This window comes from Acinetobacter pengchengensis (assembly GCF_982235305.1).
Genome location: NZ_CEVATJ010000001.1, coordinates 1192167 through 1209243, shown reverse-complemented (window position 1 = coordinate 1209243; position 17077 = coordinate 1192167). Strand labels below are relative to the sequence as shown.

Below are 17077 nucleotides of genomic sequence, written 5' to 3'. Positions count from 1 at the left end.
TGATTGAATAACAAAAAATGGGAGCACCTCGCTCCCATTTTTACTATATTTTTTAAAGTTAAGGACAAATCTATGAAAGCCGTATCATATGTTATCAATAACCATGATGATTTTAAAAACTCATTGGTAGATATTGAAAAAGCGAAGCCTACGCTTAAGGAGCGTGATGTACTGGTAAAAGTTCAGGCAATCTCTGTGAATCCAGTTGATACCAAAGTGAGAAAAAATTCGTCTGAAGCAAATAATCGTATTTTAGGTTGGGATGCCGTTGGGGAAATTATTGAAGTTGGCTCAAAAGTTACCTCGTTTAAAGTAGGAGATTCTGTTTGGTATGCTGGCGATTTAACCCGAGATGGTAGTAATGCTGAGTTTCAAGCAGTCGATGAACGAATTATCAGTCTTAAACCCATTACAGTATCTAATGCAGAAGCAGCAGCATTGCCATTAACTGCAATAACCGCATGGGAAATGCTGTTTGATCGGTTTCAAATTTCAGAAACAGAAGTTGGCAGTATTTTAATTATTGGTGGTGCAGGCGGTGTAGGATCAATCGCTATCCAACTCCTAAAAGCAAAAACAAATCTGACCGTTATAGCAACTGCTTCACGTGAAGAAACGAAATCTTGGGTGGAATCACTTGGTGCCGACCATGTCATTGATCATAGTAAAGATTTAAATGCACAAATCGAGACACTAGGCATTGAAAAACCAAAGTATGTATTCTCTACAAATCATACAGAAACCTATATCAAGCAAATAGTTTCTCTGATTGCACCACAAGGCAAGCTTGGATTGATCGATGATCCACAAACATTTGATATTATGCCGTTTAAGACTAAATCTATTTCTATCCATTGGGAGTTGATGTTCACCCGTTCAATGTTTGAAACCGATGATATCGAAAAGCAAGGTGAACTGTTGCAACAGGTTGCACAATTAGTTGACCAGCAAAAAATTAGAAGTACGCTTAACCAAAATCTAGGCAATATTAACGCTGCAAACTTGGAGAAGGCGCATAAGTTGCTTGAATCAGGCAAGTCAAAAGGCAAAATTGTACTAGAAAACTTCTAAAACAAATTAAAGGTGAAATAATGACTATTTCAGTAATTGCGAACTTTAAGGCAAAATCAGATCAAAAAGAGACGTTAAAAGCGCTTTTAAAAAGTGTAATAGAGCCTACGCTTAACGAAGAAGGATGCTTGAAATATGAGCTTTATATTAGCGAAAATGACTCGAGTAGATATTTCTTCTTAGAAGAATGGCGTAGCAGAGAGGATTTAGATATCCATATAGCGTCTGATTATATTCAAAGTTTATTTGGTAATATCCAATCGCTCATTGAATCAAGTGATATTGTAGAAATCAAAAAAATATAGCTGTATTCGGACGTTATGATGAAGTATTTAGCTCAAATTTAACCTGACAGGCACAATAAAAAATGGTAACTGTCGAGGACTTCCTCAAGATACTCTGAGCTTCTCTCATTAAAATAATATCATAACCTTTAAGGTATTAAAAACTTAACCAAATTGTATCACCTGTAGTCGCATACATAGTCTCAGCAGTTTGTTTTAACATGTCACATTCATCAATTTCTATTGCTAAATCATCACACTGAGTATGATCACTGTCATTGATAGAAATTTCGTGCGATTGAACAACTGCACCATGTTGAATGAGTTTAATTCTATCTTGCCTTAAAAGTTGCTCACCTCTGTAACTAGCACGCATTTGATTTAGAGCTTGAAGACGCCTTTCATTTGTAGTCATTATTATTTTTCTCGACATCAATTGTCCCCTTGATTTTTATCTGAAATTAAGATTAACAAATTACGACATAAATTGAAATTGGGTAATGATCTAGCTATCTGGTAATCCCCCCCTTAAAATCACAGCGATCAAATAAAATTTGATCAATGCATTTAAAATCAGTCAACCCTACTTTTATCAACTTCTTTAATAAATTAAATAAATTCAATTTACTAGAAAAAAACCAGCTTATCTTCAATATTGATGTTTTAGGCAAGCTTCAGCTTTTGAGTGTTTTTACAACAAAGTAGAACACCAATCACATACTCTAAATAACATTTCACATAAAATTCACTATCAGATACATACTCTTTAATTGGAAGTAAAACGCTGAAATTTATAACTGCAAAAAATTCGGCCGATGCTTTTAAAATAGATTAAGTAAATTGTATCAAATATAAATTTATATAGGTGTATTCTTCCGTGGCTATAGAATTTGTTTCCAAATCAAAGTTACCTACTGCATTTGGCGATTTTGAAATTATAGCATTTCAAGATCAAAGTACTGGTGAAGAACATATCGCTCTTGCTAAAGGGATGAATGCCGCTCCAAATCAACCTGTACTTGTCAGAATTCATTCGGAATGCTTAACAGGTGACGCTTTTGCTTCACTCAAATGTGATTGTGGTCCACAATTACACTCAACTATGAAGATGATTCATGATGCAGGTCAAGGTGTTATTTTATACCTGCGCCAAGAAGGCCGTGGCATAGGACTAACCAATAAAATTCGGGCCTACGCACTTCAAGACCAAGGACATGATACTCTTGACGCCAATTTATTATTAAATTTACCAGCAGACGCTCGTAAATATGACATGTGTACCATTATGTTAGATTATTTAAAAATAAAGAATGTAAAACTCATTACAAATAATCCACTTAAAATTAAATCTTTAACTGATTTAGGAATTAATGTTGTTGAACGTATTCCTTTAAAAGTTGGCTTAAATAGCTTTAATAAGAATTATCTAGAAACAAAACAAAAACGCATGTCACATCTGTATGATAAGAGTGATTTCTAAAAAGTGATCACTTTCAGAAAAAATCCACATACAAAGTTCCATCTCCCTTACGGGAGAGGGTTTTATCACATATGGTTCTTGATAAATTAACTTTAAATATACTGATTAAAAAAAGGATATTATTTATTTTCTCTCAGTATCTGTGAAAAAACCGTCACTTTTTCTAAAGTCGCGTTCATTCCCTTATTAAAAAAAGTATCGACAAGTGCTGAACCGATAACAATAAGATCTGCTTTATTGGCTAATGCTTTAACATGACTTTCATTTTTGATCCCAAAGCCAATTGCAACTGGAATATTAAAAATAGGCTTGATTTCAGCAATCTTTTTCTCAATATTGGCTAGATTTAAATGCCCCCCTGTTAAGCCATTTTCTGCAACATGATATAAAAAACCTGTCGCGCGCGCTGAGATTTGCTCTAACCTTTCAACTGGGGTAGTCGGCGCTGTCATTGCAATTAAATGCATATTTTTTTCATTTAATTGCACTTCAAAGTTTTCTCGATATCCATATGGAGCATCTAAAATCAATATTCCATCTATAAGATTTTCTGTTTCGGCGACAAGTGTTTCGAAACCATATTGCATAATCGGATTTAAATAAGTCATAAAAATTATTGGTGTCTTGTCATCATGCAGCCTGATTGCTTTTACCAACTCAATGGTCTGTTTTACCGTTTGACCTGCACGTAATGCTCTAAGATGTGCTGCCTGAATGATCTCTCCATCTGCCACTGGATCTGAAAAAGGAATGCCAACTTCAATAATGTCAGCCCCAGCTTGACCTAATTGACTCAACAGACGACAACTTTCTGCAAAATTAGGATCTCCAGCAGTAAAATAACAGACCAGACCGCTTCGATTTTCCAGTTTCAATTGCTCTAATTTTTGATCTAGACGGTTCATGCTGTAGCTCCTGTAAGATATTTTTTGACCGTGTTTAAGTCTTTGTCACCTCTGCCGCTTAAATTGACAATAATAATCTGTTCTGGCTGCATTTCTTGAGCAAGTTGAATCGCATACGCAATTGCATGAGAACTCTCAAGCGCAGGAATAATACCCTCCTGTTGGCTTAAAAGCTGAAATGCATTTACGGCTTCTTGATCGGTTATAGCCGTATATGTCACACGTCCTGTTTCAAACAGAATGCCATGCTCAGGACCAATACCAGGATAATCTAAGCCGGCTGATATAGAGTGCCCCTCTAAAATCTGCCCATCTAAATCTTGTAATAAATAGGTTAAATTGCCATGTAGCACACCGACTTGACCTTTGCAAATAGAGGCGGCATGTTCACCAGTATGTGTTCCTTTTCCACCTGCCTCAACGCCAAACATTTTGACATTCAGGTCTTCTAGAAAGGGATGCATCAACCCTAATGCATTTGATCCACCACCAACGCAAGCAACCAAAGCATCCGGCAATTTATTTTCTTTGAGCAGTATTTGGTTTCTGGCTTCTAGACCAATAATTTTCTGAAATTCTCTGACCATCGTCGGATATGGGTGAGGGCCTGCGCCAGTACCCAACAGGTAATAGGTTGTATCCACATGACGAATCCAGTCACGTAATGCTTCGTTCATCGCATCTTTTAAAGTCCCACGACCTTTTTGAACACTTCTGACTTCAGCACCGAGTAATTTCATGCGTTCAACATTCATTTGTTGCCGCTGAATATCTGTTTCTCCCATAAAAATGGTACATTTCATCTTAAAAAGCGCGCAAATCGTTGCTGTAGCAACACCATGTTGTCCAGCACCCGTTTCTGCAATGATTCTGGTTTTCCCCATAAATTTGGCTAATAAGATTTGCCCAACACAATTATTGATCTTATGCGCACCCGTATGGTTCAAATCTTCCCGCTTGAGATAGATTCGAGCACCTCCCGCATAAGCTGTTAAGTTTTTTGCATAGAAAAGAGGACTAGGGCGACCAACAAAATCCGTTAAAATTTGCTGATATTCAGCCCAAAATTCAGGTTTATGCCGAACAATATTAAAGGCTTGCTCTAATTCTTGAAGTGCAGGCATTAAGCTTTCTGGCATATAACATCCGCCAAATTTACCAAAAAATCCCAAGTCATCAGGACCATTACCTGTATAAGGGGTTGTCATCTCATATCTCTTGCTGTATCCATTTTTTTCATCTTAAAATATTTTCATTTTTCTGATAATTGATATATTTTGAGCTGATGATGTTAGAAAATTTTACAACATGAAACGCAGAACACTCCCTCCCCTTAATGCTTTAAAATCATTTGAAGCAGTTGCTAGAAATAAAAGTTTTAGCTTAGCTGCGGAAGAATTGTGTGTCACCCATAGTGCGATTAGTCATCAAATAAAGCAGTTAGAAGAATGGTTAGATAAAAAATTGTTTATTCGACATTCCTCGACCATTTCTCAGACAACGGATGCAGAAGAATTATCGCTCGTTTGTACGCAATTTTTTAATCGTTTAGAACAATGTGTCTTTGAGTTAACAAATAAAACATCAGAGGTAGAGGTGGTAATAGGCGCTTCCCATAGTTTTATGGCAAATTGGCTGATTTCCCGATTAGAAAAACTCGAAGTCATTTACCCCAATATCCATATCAAATTAATGACATGTAATGACTTAAAATTGTTAGAAAAAGAGAAAGTTGACATATTTATCAATAGCATCAGTGAAAATCATATACTTCCCAACTTTTTGAATAAATATCTTTTATTTCCCGATAACATGGGGCCTGTTTGTAATCGTGAAATAAATCCTCTTCATACAAAAAATGATCTTTTAAATTATCCATTACTTCATACCCACTCAAATAAAAGTGCATGGCATACATGGTTTGATCAGTCTAAAATTAACTTTTCCCCAAAAGCGAATGATCGTTATTTTGATAGTCTCAATTTAATGATAGAAGCTGCTGTGTCTGGGTTAGGAATTGCGATAGCACCTCAAATTTTAGTAGAAAAAGAAATATTAAATGGAAGGGTCATTGCCCCTTTTGGTTTTATCTATTGTGACTATAATTTTTATGCAATGGTCAGAAAAAATAACGAAAATCCTGATGTTATGAATATCATTGATTGGTTAATAGCTGAGAAAAAAAGGGAAAGAGAAATTTAATCCTTGATCACCAAAATTCTATTCAATGTACTGTCTTTAGTATCTATCTTCACATTCTGTTCACTTTAGCCTCTCTAAAGTGCGGAGATAAACTGTGAAGATGGACAGTGAATATGAATCAAGTCAAAACGTTAATGGCAATTGCCTTATCCTTACCAGTGCTTTTCCTGTCAGGATGTAAAAGTGTTCCTCGTTATTCCTCTGATTATGCAAATGCCAGAGCGAGTATTCAGGGAATACCCTTAGATGATGCAAAAGCACTAGAAATCGGTACCCGCTTCACTTCGGCATTTAATACCTTGGGCACACCTAAATTCGTTGAAAATGCTGGAGCACTGTATGCAGATCAGCTTTTTATTAACGATACTCTGTCGCAATTTTCATCACGTCAAAATCTACTCCAACATTTTCAAGGGATGAACAAGCGTGTCAGTAACGTGAATGTCAAACTATTAAATACCTCCTATTACCAAGACTCTGCCTATGTGCATTGGCATATGGTCTATGACTTTAAAATGTTTGGCACGATTCGAACTATGGATTCTTTTGGAATCAGTGAAATAAAGGTCAACCCAAACCATCAGATTATTTTCCAGCAAGATTTCTGGGACCCGGCGAATGGTCTGTACCGTTCCCTACCTTATGTCGGAGGGACCTATTCATGGCTACTGCCTTTCAAAAAATAGCCATCAGTACCACGTTACTGATGGGATGTAGCTTCAGTCCATGGGTGCAGGCGCAAAGCTTGAATCAATGTGGCAATGGCCCGCTGATGGTGGGCCAAAAACAGGTCGGTATGGCCAGTTATTTTGCCCAAAACTGTAGCCAATCCTGGAAAGAGCAGACGATCCAGATGGACTTTTCCTATACACAGAATATTCCTGAATGGGCATTTAAGCGTGCAGCTACACATCTGCTCAAGCGTAATGTTAAAGACCCCAACATCCAGGCCATTTTCAATCCGATCAGCGATTTGTATCGTCCGGTCAGATCAGGTGATCTGTACCGCTTGAAATACAGCCATGCCACGCAAACCCTGAGTTTATCCCTCAACCGGAAAAATTTAGGGCAGCTGCAGCATCCGCTGGCCCAGCAATATTTTAATATATGGCTTGGTCCCCAGCCATTTAGTGCTAAATTAAAACAGCAATTATTAAATTAGTATCCGCGACTATGTCCAAACATTTTATCCTCATGGTTGAAGACCATTATGAACTGGCCTCTACCTTATGCGAGTTTCTGGAAGAGCATGATTTTGTGGTGGATCATGCCCGCAATCTGAATGCTGCGCGCCAGCTACTGAAACAGCAACGCTATCATATCTTGCTGTTGGATATTAACTTGCCAGACGGTTCCGGTTATGAACTGTGTGAATGGCTGCGTCATGAAGAAGGTCTGGACCTGCCAGTGCTGATGCTGACCGCTCGGGATACCTTGGACGACAAACTCAAAGGCTTCAATTCCGGCACGGATGATTATCTGGTTAAGCCGTTTGACTTTAACGAGCTAGTGGTGCGGGTCAAAGCTCTGATCAAGCGTTTGCTGGGTGAAGTGTCCAGTAGCCGTCTGCAAATTCACGACCTGATTTTGGACCCGGCAAGACAGCAGCTGACCCGGGCTGGGCAGAGCATTGAACTGCCTCCGATTCAGTTTAAATTGTTAAAATTGTTGATGCGTCATTCGCCTAAAGTCCTGACCAAACAGGAAATCATGATGGAACTCTGGGGTGATGAAGAGCCGGAAAGTGATGCCCTGCGTAGTCACATCTACAATCTGCGTAAAATGGTCGACAAGCCTTTTGAGCAAAAACTGATTCATACCATATCTGGTGTCGGTTTAAAGATTGCTTTAGAAACCTAATCTTTTTAGGCAGACAGAGATCTAGTTTAAATACACTACCACGATTAAGCCGGTCGTCATCTCCAGATCAACATCCTGATGGGTGCTGAGATAATACTGCCGGTCAAACAGCTCGACCCGCCAGCCCAGCTGCTTGCACAACTTCTGTACCAGTTGCAGACCAATCCCGTGCCCTTTGATTTCCAGTTGCAGCTGCTGTCCAGATAGCTCCTGGACTTTTGCATTATTTGGCAAAGGAATACCGACTCCATTGTCAGCAATCAGTACTTTATTTTTTTGCAGAATCACATCAATTTCTGTGCCTTGTGAATAGTTCAGCGCATTACGCAGAATATTGCCAAACACCATTTTGGTCATTGACGGATACAGTTTACGTGGCTGTTCATCGAGGTCTTTTTGCAGGTCGATCTGCATGCCTTTGTTGTGGCTGACACTGTCCAGATCCTGTACCAGATTCTCCAGACATTCTGACAGCATAGTGGACTCGGCTGTCAGGGTGTTGGTGGTATTTCGGGCGATGGCCAGTAAGGTATCGACCAGCAGCTGCATGTCTTCAATAGTGTTGTGCAGGCGGGTAAAGGATTTGTTGTTACCATAGCGTGCCTGACACAATTGCACATTGCCTTTTAAAATCGTCAATGGGGTGCGCAGTTCATGACTGACATCACCGGTAAACTCACGTTCACGCTGAATAAACGCACTCAAGACCTGATGGTATTTTTCTAATGCCTGCTTCAGGTATTCAGCTTCCAGATTGGAATCAGTGCGAATGTCCTGAAAAGGTGAAGCCTGATTTTTCTGATGTTCCCAGTCGATATGTTCCAGCGCATTGGCCAACCGGGTAATCGGAGAAAAATAACGCCGGGCACGACGGTTCCACCACCACAATACGCTGTACAGCACGAACAGACTGACCATCAGTGGTGCCAGACCAAACAGCCAGACCAGTTTGTTGACGTTACTTTCGCCAAAGACCAGTAGCACATGCTGCCGGTTTTTTTCACCGTAGACGGTCATGCGCTCTTTACCATCGACAAAATGCCGATTGACGCCCTGCTCGAACTGCATGTGCTGAAACTGCACAGGAGGAGTATCATACCAGCGATAACCATACAGGTTTTTGGTATCCGGCAGTTCGGCGGCCGGATTGCGTTCCAGCCGCTGCCAGTAGTGTGACATTTCCTGTTCCAAGGCGGTGCGCAGCAAAAAGCCTTTAATCACCCAGGCACTACAGGCAATACCAATCACCACCGACAAGGCAATGAATCCGATTTGCAGCCAGTAGTAGCGGTTAAACACCTCACCCAGAGGATGATCGCGTTTTTCCCTAAACAGCTTTAACATTGATCAATTCCCCGCTGGCCCATCCGATGTGCCCTTCAATTATACGGCTTTCTTTTTAAACAGAAAGTGGCCGATCACCCACTCACGTCCATGGTCATAACCAAACAGTTCGGCACAGGCCATGAAGAAAATCCGCCAACGCTGCCACCAGATGGCTGCATCTGCGCCATAGGTCTGTTCAAATAGGGGCTGCAGCTCGGCCTGCTTTTGATCCATATTCTCCAGCCAGGCATTTGCGGTACGTTGATATTGGGTACCGGCCCATTGCCAGTGCTGTTCCAGCTGCAAATGCTGCTGGAAATGCAGGAAGGTTGAAGCTGCCGGCATCAGACCGCCACTAAAGAAATATTTCGACATCCAGTCAAATTCATTTTTGACTTCAAATGGATAATGCAGGAAACGGTGACAGAAAATATGGCACCAGAGCAAGCCATCGTCTTTCAGCCAGCTGCTGATATTTTCAAACAGTTTCTGGTAGTTGCGGACATGCTCAAACATTTCCACCGAAACCACACGGTCAAAATTAGCCGGTTCCAGTTGTAGTACATTGACATCACAGGTGACCACTGTCAGGTTATCCAGTTTTTTCAGACTGGCCTGTTCCTGAATATACTGGCGCTGGGTTAAGGAGTTCGACACTACGGTAATCCGGGCGTTAGGATAATGCTCGGCCATATACAGACTGAGTGAGCCCCAGCCACAGCCAATTTCCAGAATATCCTGTCCATCTTGTAGTTGCGCACGCTGGCAATAGCTGGCCAGTGCGGCTTCTTCCGCCTGATCCAGTGTGGTATGGTCATGTTCAAACAGGCTGGCGCTGTATTTCAGCCGCTTGCCTAGCACCGCCTGAAAAAATGCGGTGGGCAGTTCATAGTGCTGTTCATTGGCTTTGTCGGTCTCGATGGCAATCTCGCTGTTTTTCAGCATATGCAGCACATCCATATAACGCTGTGCCGCCAGTGCCGGGTCAAAGCGCCCTTCTTGTGCCAGACGTTTTTTGCTTAAAGTGCGAATGCCTGCGCGAATCACGGCATCGGGCAATTTACCCTTTTCAACCAGTTTTAAAGATTGTTGAATCATAAAGTCCATGTATTTACCTACTCTTTGGGTGGCCACGGAATAAATATTGAAGTTCGTCGTTGATAAGCTTTGTAATTTTCGCCGCGATGGGCCAGTGCCTGTTGTTCACTAAACGGAATACCGGTGATGTAGTACAGAAACAGCCACATCAGCAGCGGATAAACCCATAATCCATACACACCTGCAGCCAGACCAAGAATCGGATAGGCAAACCAGTGCAACCATTCAAAAAAATAATTCGGATGACGTGAGTATTTCCACAAGCCCCGATCTAGGGTTTTGCCCTTGTTCTGTGGATCCAGCTTGAAGCGGTAGAGCTGCTGGTCGGCAGTACTCTCCCCGATCAGCGCCAGCAGCATGATTATGCCAGCCACCAGTACGGTATAGGGTGTCCAGTCATTCCACTGCTGGATTGGAATATTGAGCAACTCCAGCATCGGGTAGGAAAACAGTGCCACCAGCCCAGCCTGAAACATAAAAAAGGCCAGAAAACCGAGATGCTGATAATCTCCCATGGCTCGGCGCATATTGGCATAGCGGGTATCTTCTGCAGTTTCACTGGCATAACGGCGCAGTAGATGCCAGGTCAGGCGTAAAAACCAGATGCCGCTAAACACGCCCAGAAATACCCGAACTAGCAGCGGTGCAGTTTCCATCACCCAGGCTGCGATAATGACGTTGAGTGCAATACTAAAGCTCCAGGCGACATCGACCAGTCCGGCACGCTGGTTATAGGTCACCAGCAGCCAGCTACAGAACATGATAAAGACATTTAGAACCAGTAAATTCAGCAGCATGTCAGCCCTCCTGTTTTATCTCGGCTTAATAAGCACTCGCTTCGAACAGCAGATGCACATCACTGATTACGCCTTCGCGGAAGCCACCTTCGCAATAACACAAATAAAAATCCCACATGCGGATAAAGCGCTCATCAAAGCCAAGCGCCCGTACCTGATCACGCTGCTCCAGAAAACGCTGACGCCAGCAGTTTAAGGTTTGGGCATAGCTCAGACCGATATCTTCCAGATGCTTGAGACGCAGTTTTTGTTCGGACGCGGCCTGGGTCATGACGCTGATACAGGGAATAAAACTGCCCGGGAAAATATAGCGCTTGATGTAGTCCACAGTATTCAGGGCTTTGGCATAGCGTGCATCTTCAATGGTGATGGCCTGAATCAGGGCCAGACCGTTCGGTTTCAGCAGCTCACGGCATTTGCGGAAATAGGTCGGCAAATACTGTTCACCTACGGCCTCGATCATTTCAATCGACACCAGCTTGTCGTATTTGCCTTCCAGTAGTCGGTAATCTTTCAGCTGGACAGTGACGCGATGTGATAGTCCGGCTGCAGCGACCCGGGCCACTGCTTCATCATACTGTGCCTTGGAAATGGTGATAGTGGTGACTTTACAGCCATACTGCTGCGCGGCATAAATGGCAAAACCGCCCCAGCCACTGCCAATTTCGACTAAATGATCCATCGGTTTCAGCTTGAGTTTCTGGCAGATCAGCTCTTTTTTATAATCCGAAGCCTGTTCCAGACTCATACCCGGCTCTTTAAAGACCGCACTGGAATACATCATACTGCTATCCAGGAACAGCTTGAAAAAGTCATTGCTCAGGTTGTAATGCTCGGCAATATTTTTGCGGCTGCCATCAATCGAATTCTTGCGCGATTTGTACCAGGCCTTTAGCAGCAACTGGCTGGCCTTGGCCACTGCATTCTGATTCATCCGGTCCAGTACATCGCGGTTACGTGCCAGAATGCGGATCACATCCACCAGATCTTCACTGCTCCAGTAACCGCGGATAAAACCTTCTGCCGCACCGAGCACACCATTACGGAACAACAGTTCCATCAGACGGGTATCATGCACCTGAATCACGGCCTGCAGATCACTGTTTTCGCCGACTGTCCCGTTCCAGACGCCTTTAAAAATCAGCTGACCATGCCGCAATTTCAGCAAATGACGCAATATCACTGGCAGTGTGCTTTGCTCTCCCATTAACAGTGTTTTCATCGCAATGTGTTTCCTTTTTCTTTTTTAGGATGTCGGTAAAACGGAATTTTCTTTTTCCATAAACGCCAGGCATGTAGATAAATTCCGCTGACCATCCTGAAAGGTTCAAGAACTTTCAACACAGCATAACGGTGCTGCTGTGAAGGAACTGTGATGGCTTGCAGTGAAAATTGCATGGTGGCATCAAATTGCAATATCCCCTGCTGAAACAACTGCATATGAATCACATTGTTTTGATCGGAGAAGCTGAAGCGCCAGCGGTAATCCAGTGCCATCGGCATGAATGGCGACACATGAAAGGCCTTCTTGAAGTCAAACTGGTGACTCTGGTACGGCGCATATTCAGTTGCATTGTGCCGGCAGTCGTGGATATAGACCTGACGTTCATTCCAAGGGGTATTGGTAATTTCACTCAGTACAAAGATCAGTTGGTCGGTGGCATCAAAGACCAGATAAAACACCACAGAATTAAAGCGAAAGCCGAGGGTGCGTGGCAAAGCCAGGACCCGGATGGAAGCGGCATGCGGTAATAGGTAGTTTTCCCGCTTGATCAGCAGGCGTGCGACCTTTTGCCGAATCGAGCCACATTCCATAGTAAGAAAGTCACGCTCATCTAAGGTCAGTAAATTCCAGTGCTTGGAAGACCAGAGCCAGGTTTTTTGGGTAAAACTTGAGAGTTGATCCGGATCAAACCATAGATAGGTCAGCTGAGTCTCAAAAGCATGGGCTTTAGGCAAATAACGGCGATGTCGAATTTCGGCAGCGGCGATCGCCAGTGGATACATCTGCATCATGCGCTCCTAGCTGCCTGCTCGGTCTGCTGCAATAGCTGATCGACTACCCATGCAGCGCTACGTGCCCCATCTTCGTGAAAGCCCCAGCCCCAGTAGGCGCCACAGTATGAGGTGCGGTTCTGGGCATTGACTTCGCTCCAGCGTTGTTGAGCTTCAATGGCTGGCACATCAAATACCGGATGACGATAATGCCGTTCGACCCAGACTTTTTTAGGATCGAGGTTAAAATTAGGATTCAGGGTGGCAAGGACCTGGGTTTTGCATTGCAGGTTCTGCAGCTGGTTCATCCAGTAACTGAAGCCATAGTGCATACCGCTGTGCTGGAATGGCGTCTGTTCAGTGGCCTGACTCGGGGTTACATGCACATGCCAGCTGGCCCATTGGCGTCTGGATTTTGGCATGATGCGGGTATCAGAATGCACCACCATGCGGTTATCCTGATAGCGGAACTTGCCGAGCACATCCAGCTCCTGCGCGGACGGGTCTTTCAGTAACTTCAGGCTATCGTCAGCATGGCTGGCAAATACGACCCAGTCAAAACGTTCGCTGCCCTGTGTCGTTTCAACCAGCACATCATTGGCACTCCGCGAGACATGGAGAACACCCGTTTTGCGGAAGCTAATATTGGCCTGGGACTGAATCGCACGAACGTAGCGAGCCGATCCACCCTTGACCGTAAGCCATAACGGCCGGTCTTTCAGTTGCAACATGCGATGGTGCTGGAAAAAGCTCACCACAAATTTATAGGGAATCTGTCCGGCTTGCTCCACCGGACAGGACCACAGCGCCCCACACATCGGATAGAGATGTTCCTGACGGAAGGCTTCGGAATAGCCATGCTGATTCAGATACTCATCAATACTGAGTTGTGCATCAACCTGCTCGACATCCAGATCTCTATTGGCGGCATAGAAACGGAACAGATCCGACAACATCGCGCGAAAATCAGCATTCAGAAAATTTTGTGGGCGGAAAAGCAGGGAGAATTTTTTTGAAGGATTGTACTGTAAGCCGCTGACCTGATTATTCACCGAAAAGCCCATGTCACTGCTTTGCGATTGGATCCCGAGTTCTTTTAGCATCGCGCAAAACAGCGGATAGTTATGCTCGTTAAACACAATAAAGCCACTGTCCACTGCAATCTGTTCGCCATCTATATTGAGCTGATGAGTATCGGTATGGCCGCCAAAGTAATTATTTTTTTCAAACAGCGTGACCTCATGCACTTTGCTGAGTTTCCAGGCGGCATACAAACCGGAAATACCTGAACCAATAATCGCAATTTTCATGGTGATTCCTTCGATTGAATTTTGTGAGTGCCTGCCGTAGCGGCTTTTTTCTGTTTTCGAGCTTGGCTAATTTTACTGGCTTCATAGACCCGTGCTGGAATTGGCTTGAGTCCCCAGACCAGCCCGAGCAAGGCCATGAGTTTCAGCAGGTAATAGGTCACATCAATCTGCCACCAGTAAAAGCCTTGCCGGGTACTGCCAGCATAATAATGATGGTTGTTATGCCAGCCTTCGCCCAAGGTAATGATGGACAGGAATAAGTTGTTGCGGCTGTGATCTTCAGTGTCAAAATCCCGGCTGCCGTAATGATGCGCCAGTGAATTGATACACAAGGTGGCATGGATCAGTAACACGGTAGAGATGACAAAGCCCCAGACCAGCAATTGCAGGCCTGATGTACCGAGTTGCGGCCAGGTGATGGCTAGCCATTCCCCAAATGCATAAATTCCGCCTGCGGTCAGCAGCACCACAATCAAACTGAAACGATCTAGCCAGATTAATTCTGGATATTTCAGCCAGTCCTTAATGACTTCTTTACGTGTGGCAAAATTATATTCATTTAAAAACCAGCCGACGTGGCTGTACCAAAAACCATGCGTCGAGGAATGCGGATCTTGCAAGGTATCGGTATAGCGGTGGTGATAACGGTGATGCGCCGCCCACCATAGCGGACCACGCTGTGCACTCATGGTGCCAATCAGCACAAACAGGAATTGCACTGGACGCGAGGTCTGAAAAGTTTTGTGTGACAGATAGCGATGAAAAAAAGCTGTGATGGAAAACATCCGGATCAGGTAGAACGCGAGCATAAAGACAATCGCAAACCATGACACACCCACCCAGAACACAGCGAAACAGGCCAGATGCAACAGAATAAAGGGCAAAATTCTCAGCCACTGAATCTTGCTATTTTCAGCATTCAGCGTTTCGGACTGTGTGGTTGTAGACCAGCTGTCTATCCATCGCATCAGACTTTTCAACATGGACTCATCCTAAATTTTAAGCGACTGTCTTTATTCTATTTGATGAGTTTAATCAGTCAGATATGAATTTTATGTGAAGTGAAAATAAAAAAGCCGAACTGTAGAGAGACTAGGCAGTTCAGCAAAAGGGTAACAGATTAATGCGGCAATTTGATCAGTTTTGTCACGTCATAACCATAATGTTTTGCAGTCTCCAGATAGGACTGATAGGTGGCCTCATCCAGTTGCGGTTCGCGCGATAAAATCCACAGATATTTATTACTCGGTCCACCTACCAGTGCTACTTTATATTCCGGATCTACGTGTAATACCCAGTAATCACCTTTGCTAAATGGTATCCATCTTAAACCTGTAGGCAAAAAGCTGACCTTCAGTTTGCTGTTCCCCTGATTTTGCGAATACGCAACACCTTCAGAGCTAATTATTTCGCCATTGGCAATTCGGCAGCTATTCAATACCCCGATAGTTTGATCGGCATTGACACTATATTGTGCCGTGATATTGGCTATACATTTACGCTGAAAATACATCGGTAAATGCGCAATTTCATACCATTTACCAGCATACTTCTGGATATCTACCCGATCAACTGCCTGAGGCGCAGCAGTTTCTGCTTGAGTCGTTGTACTTAAGCTGATGATAGACAGTGCTATCGCTGCAAAAGCAGACTTAAATCGCATCTTCATTTTTTAGCCTTGTTGGGTCTCAGGATTAAGATAACCCAGTTAGATGTGAACAAAGCGTGAAGATCAAATGATACGATTCAGTTTTTCCAGATCAGGAAATGCCACCTGAATATTCACTATCTAGGGCGTTATTGCAGCTTATTTGAGAGACCCAAACAGAATTACTTTTTCAAAGCCATTCTTTGCTGTCATCTGCAACAGGTGTTCCATGCATCACATGCTGAATCATGGCATAGGCGATACTGCCCTTGAACGGAATCTCGGGTAACTGATCAAATTTGAAAAATTGCGCATCGCTGAGTTCATTTTCTTGAATCTGAATTTCCCCTCCGTGATATTCTGCCTTGAAGGCCATCATCAGATTGCTAGGAAACGGCCACGGCTGACTGGCTAGATATTGAATATTTTTGATTTGCAGCCCCACTTCTTCCAGCGTTTCACGGCGCACTGCCTCTTCTAGGGTTTCTCCAACTTCAACAAATCCAGCAATCAGGCTGTACATCTGGGTTTTATTGCGGGCATTTTTCGCCAGCAGAATTTCATCTGTACCCCGGGTGATGATGGTAATCACGCAAGGATTCACCCGCGGATACTGGTTATAGCCACAGGATGGACAGACCATGGCATACTGGCTGGCGTGCTGCTGGGTAGCATGGCCGCATTTACTGCAAAAGCGGTGATTACGGCGCCATTCCAGTAACTGTACCGCACGGCTGGCCTGTTCAAACTGCGGCCTGCTCCAGACCTGTACCAGTTGCCGGATCGGGACCAGTTGATAACCTTCGGGCACCAGTTCATCTTCTTTTAGATCGCGTACAATGACCTGGCCATTTTCCGACAGGTTCAGGTCGTGCTGCAGTCTTTCCACCTGCGGCAACTGGAAATGATCATCCACCAGCAATTGCTGCTGTCTAAAAATATACGCTTTTGAATGCATGCTCATGACAATCCCCGGATTAAAAAAAATCCCATACAGAGGGGTGTATGGGACAAAACTAAGGAAGCTTACATGGAGTAACTTCATGGAACATACTAGGCGCACGCTGCCTGAATTACAACCATAATAATTTTTATCTTTTT

General features: G+C 43.4%; 19 protein-coding genes. 7 read left to right on the top strand and 12 right to left on the bottom strand.

From position 1 onward, the window contains the following. Window positions 1-72 precede the first annotated feature (72 nt). Together AC0T5Z_RS05885 and AC0T5Z_RS05880 are read left to right on the top strand one after the other, a co-directional pair. Entirely contained in the window at window positions 73-1071 is a 999-nt protein-coding gene (locus AC0T5Z_RS05885; RefSeq protein WP_435337544.1) for a zinc-binding alcohol dehydrogenase family protein, read from the top strand. Window positions 1072-1091: 20 nt separating this feature from the next. Next, window positions 1092-1376 (top strand): putative quinol monooxygenase, encoded by a 285-nt coding sequence (locus AC0T5Z_RS05880; RefSeq protein ID WP_473786270.1) that lies wholly within the window; start codon window positions 1092-1094, stop codon window positions 1374-1376. A gap of 136 nt (window positions 1377-1512) precedes the next feature. Here AC0T5Z_RS05880 and AC0T5Z_RS05875 read toward each other — a convergent pair whose 3' ends face one another. Next, complete coding sequence (locus AC0T5Z_RS05875) at window positions 1513-1770, bottom strand: hypothetical protein (protein ID WP_473786269.1); 258 nt, start codon at window positions 1768-1770, stop codon at window positions 1513-1515. A 462-nt stretch (window positions 1771-2232) separates the two neighbouring features. Between AC0T5Z_RS05875 and ribA the strand changes: the two genes are divergently transcribed. Beyond that, a complete protein-coding gene (ribA, locus tag AC0T5Z_RS05870) occupies window positions 2233-2835 on the top strand; it encodes a GTP cyclohydrolase II (protein WP_435337542.1) in 603 nt (200 codons plus the stop codon). Between the two features lie 119 nt (window positions 2836-2954). Here ribA and trpA read toward each other — a convergent pair whose 3' ends face one another. Both trpA and trpB read right to left on the bottom strand, forming a co-directional pair. Continuing rightward, the gene (gene trpA / locus AC0T5Z_RS05865; RefSeq protein ID WP_435337541.1) at window positions 2955-3740 is read right to left on the bottom strand and encodes a tryptophan synthase subunit alpha; all 786 of its coding nucleotides are present in this window, start codon (window positions 3738-3740) and stop codon (window positions 2955-2957) included. Beyond that, window positions 3737-4948 carry a tryptophan synthase subunit beta gene (gene trpB, locus AC0T5Z_RS05860; RefSeq protein ID WP_435337540.1) on the bottom strand — a complete coding sequence of 404 codons (1212 nt, stop codon included), beginning with the start codon at window positions 4946-4948 and terminating at the stop codon, window positions 3737-3739. Before trpB ends, trpA begins: the two co-directional genes overlap by 4 nt. 100 nt (window positions 4949-5048) lie before the next feature. Between trpB and AC0T5Z_RS05855 the strand changes: the two genes are divergently transcribed. The 4 genes from AC0T5Z_RS05855 to AC0T5Z_RS05840 all read left to right on the top strand — a co-directional run bounded on the left by AC0T5Z_RS05855 (window position 5049) and on the right by AC0T5Z_RS05840 (window position 7802). Continuing rightward, on the top strand, window positions 5049-5942 hold the full coding sequence (locus AC0T5Z_RS05855) for a LysR substrate-binding domain-containing protein (RefSeq protein ID WP_435337538.1): 894 nt from the start codon (window positions 5049-5051) through the stop codon (window positions 5940-5942). 113 nt (window positions 5943-6055) lie between these two features. After that, window positions 6056-6628: a nuclear transport factor 2 family protein gene (locus AC0T5Z_RS05850; RefSeq protein ID WP_265466158.1), complete on the top strand. Its 573-nt coding sequence runs from the start codon at window positions 6056-6058 to the stop codon at window positions 6626-6628. Further along, the gene (locus AC0T5Z_RS05845) at window positions 6604-7104 is read left to right on the top strand and encodes a chalcone isomerase family protein (RefSeq protein WP_265466157.1); all 501 of its coding nucleotides are present in this window, start codon (window positions 6604-6606) and stop codon (window positions 7102-7104) included. The genes AC0T5Z_RS05850 and AC0T5Z_RS05845 overlap by 25 nt, the downstream gene beginning before the upstream one ends. Before the next feature lie 11 nt (window positions 7105-7115). Next, window positions 7116-7802, top strand: coding sequence for a response regulator transcription factor (locus AC0T5Z_RS05840; RefSeq protein WP_265466156.1), 687 nt, complete (start codon window positions 7116-7118; stop codon window positions 7800-7802). 21 nt (window positions 7803-7823) lie between these two features. On the opposite strand, the gene AC0T5Z_RS05835 is transcribed toward AC0T5Z_RS05840, so the two are convergent. The 9 genes from AC0T5Z_RS05835 to nudC all read right to left on the bottom strand — a co-directional run bounded on the left by AC0T5Z_RS05835 (window position 7824) and on the right by nudC (window position 16940). After that, the gene (locus tag AC0T5Z_RS05835; protein ID WP_265466155.1) at window positions 7824-9146 is read right to left on the bottom strand and encodes a sensor histidine kinase; all 1323 of its coding nucleotides are present in this window, start codon (window positions 9144-9146) and stop codon (window positions 7824-7826) included. 39 nt (window positions 9147-9185) lie between these two features. Beyond that, window positions 9186-10235, bottom strand: a complete 1050-nt coding sequence (locus AC0T5Z_RS05830) for an SAM-dependent methyltransferase (protein ID WP_265466154.1) — start codon at window positions 10233-10235, stop codon at window positions 9186-9188. Window positions 10236-10243: 8 nt separating this feature from the next. Beyond that, window positions 10244-11023: a DUF1295 domain-containing protein gene (locus AC0T5Z_RS05825; RefSeq protein ID WP_265466153.1), complete on the bottom strand. Its 780-nt coding sequence runs from the start codon at window positions 11021-11023 to the stop codon at window positions 10244-10246. Window positions 11024-11048: 25 nt separating this feature from the next. Further along, complete coding sequence (locus AC0T5Z_RS05820) at window positions 11049-12245, bottom strand: SAM-dependent methyltransferase (protein ID WP_265466152.1); 1197 nt, start codon at window positions 12243-12245, stop codon at window positions 11049-11051. Further along, window positions 12242-13036, bottom strand: a complete 795-nt coding sequence (locus AC0T5Z_RS05815; protein WP_265466151.1) for a DUF1365 domain-containing protein — start codon at window positions 13034-13036, stop codon at window positions 12242-12244. The genes AC0T5Z_RS05820 and AC0T5Z_RS05815 overlap by 4 nt, the downstream gene beginning before the upstream one ends. Then, entirely contained in the window at window positions 13036-14328 is a 1293-nt protein-coding gene (locus tag AC0T5Z_RS05810) for an NAD(P)/FAD-dependent oxidoreductase (protein ID WP_435337537.1), read from the bottom strand. Before AC0T5Z_RS05810 ends, AC0T5Z_RS05815 begins: the two co-directional genes overlap by 1 nt. After that, on the bottom strand, window positions 14325-15311 hold the full coding sequence (locus AC0T5Z_RS05805) for an acyl-CoA desaturase (protein WP_435337536.1): 987 nt from the start codon (window positions 15309-15311) through the stop codon (window positions 14325-14327). Before AC0T5Z_RS05805 ends, AC0T5Z_RS05810 begins: the two co-directional genes overlap by 4 nt. A 137-nt stretch (window positions 15312-15448) precedes the next feature. After that, entirely contained in the window at window positions 15449-15997 is a 549-nt protein-coding gene (locus tag AC0T5Z_RS05800; RefSeq protein WP_265466148.1) for a lipocalin family protein, read from the bottom strand. 169 nt (window positions 15998-16166) lie between these two features. After that, the gene (gene nudC / locus AC0T5Z_RS05795; protein ID WP_265466147.1) at window positions 16167-16940 is read right to left on the bottom strand and encodes an NAD(+) diphosphatase; all 774 of its coding nucleotides are present in this window, start codon (window positions 16938-16940) and stop codon (window positions 16167-16169) included. Window positions 16941-17077: the final 137 nt, after the last annotated feature.

What these genes read in the sequence shown, in the direction of transcription:
- AC0T5Z_RS05810 (WP_435337537.1), bottom strand. Translation starts at nt 14,328, where the DNA reads ATGAAAATTGCGATTATTGGTTCAGGTATTTCCGGTTTGTATGCCGCC.
- AC0T5Z_RS05815 (WP_265466151.1), bottom strand. Translation starts at nt 13,036, where the DNA reads ATGCAGATGTATCCACTGGCGATCGCCGCTGCCGAAATTCGACATCGC.
- AC0T5Z_RS05885 (WP_435337544.1), top strand. Translation starts at nt 73, where the DNA reads ATGAAAGCCGTATCATATGTTATCAATAACCATGATGATTTTAAAAAC.
- AC0T5Z_RS05880 (WP_473786270.1), top strand. Translation starts at nt 1,092, where the DNA reads ATGACTATTTCAGTAATTGCGAACTTTAAGGCAAAATCAGATCAAAAA.
- trpA (WP_435337541.1), bottom strand. Translation starts at nt 3,740, where the DNA reads ATGAACCGTCTAGATCAAAAATTAGAGCAATTGAAACTGGAAAATCGA.
- AC0T5Z_RS05800 (WP_265466148.1), bottom strand. Translation starts at nt 15,997, where the DNA reads ATGAAGATGCGATTTAAGTCTGCTTTTGCAGCGATAGCACTGTCTATC.
- AC0T5Z_RS05875 (WP_473786269.1), bottom strand. Translation starts at nt 1,770, where the DNA reads ATGACTACAAATGAAAGGCGTCTTCAAGCTCTAAATCAAATGCGTGCT.
- AC0T5Z_RS05825 (WP_265466153.1), bottom strand. Translation starts at nt 11,023, where the DNA reads ATGCTGCTGAATTTACTGGTTCTAAATGTCTTTATCATGTTCTGTAGC.
- nudC (WP_265466147.1), bottom strand. Translation starts at nt 16,940, where the DNA reads ATGAGCATGCATTCAAAAGCGTATATTTTTAGACAGCAGCAATTGCTG.
- AC0T5Z_RS05805 (WP_435337536.1), bottom strand. Translation starts at nt 15,311, where the DNA reads ATGTTGAAAAGTCTGATGCGATGGATAGACAGCTGGTCTACAACCACA.
- AC0T5Z_RS05840 (WP_265466156.1), top strand. Translation starts at nt 7,116, where the DNA reads ATGTCCAAACATTTTATCCTCATGGTTGAAGACCATTATGAACTGGCC.
- AC0T5Z_RS05850 (WP_265466158.1), top strand. Translation starts at nt 6,056, where the DNA reads ATGAATCAAGTCAAAACGTTAATGGCAATTGCCTTATCCTTACCAGTG.
- AC0T5Z_RS05830 (WP_265466154.1), bottom strand. Translation starts at nt 10,235, where the DNA reads ATGGACTTTATGATTCAACAATCTTTAAAACTGGTTGAAAAGGGTAAA.
- AC0T5Z_RS05820 (WP_265466152.1), bottom strand. Translation starts at nt 12,245, where the DNA reads ATGAAAACACTGTTAATGGGAGAGCAAAGCACACTGCCAGTGATATTG.
- AC0T5Z_RS05845 (WP_265466157.1), top strand. Translation starts at nt 6,604, where the DNA reads ATGGCTACTGCCTTTCAAAAAATAGCCATCAGTACCACGTTACTGATG.
- AC0T5Z_RS05835 (WP_265466155.1), bottom strand. Translation starts at nt 9,146, where the DNA reads ATGTTAAAGCTGTTTAGGGAAAAACGCGATCATCCTCTGGGTGAGGTG.
- AC0T5Z_RS05855 (WP_435337538.1), top strand. Translation starts at nt 5,049, where the DNA reads ATGAAACGCAGAACACTCCCTCCCCTTAATGCTTTAAAATCATTTGAA.
- trpB (WP_435337540.1), bottom strand. Translation starts at nt 4,948, where the DNA reads ATGACAACCCCTTATACAGGTAATGGTCCTGATGACTTGGGATTTTTT.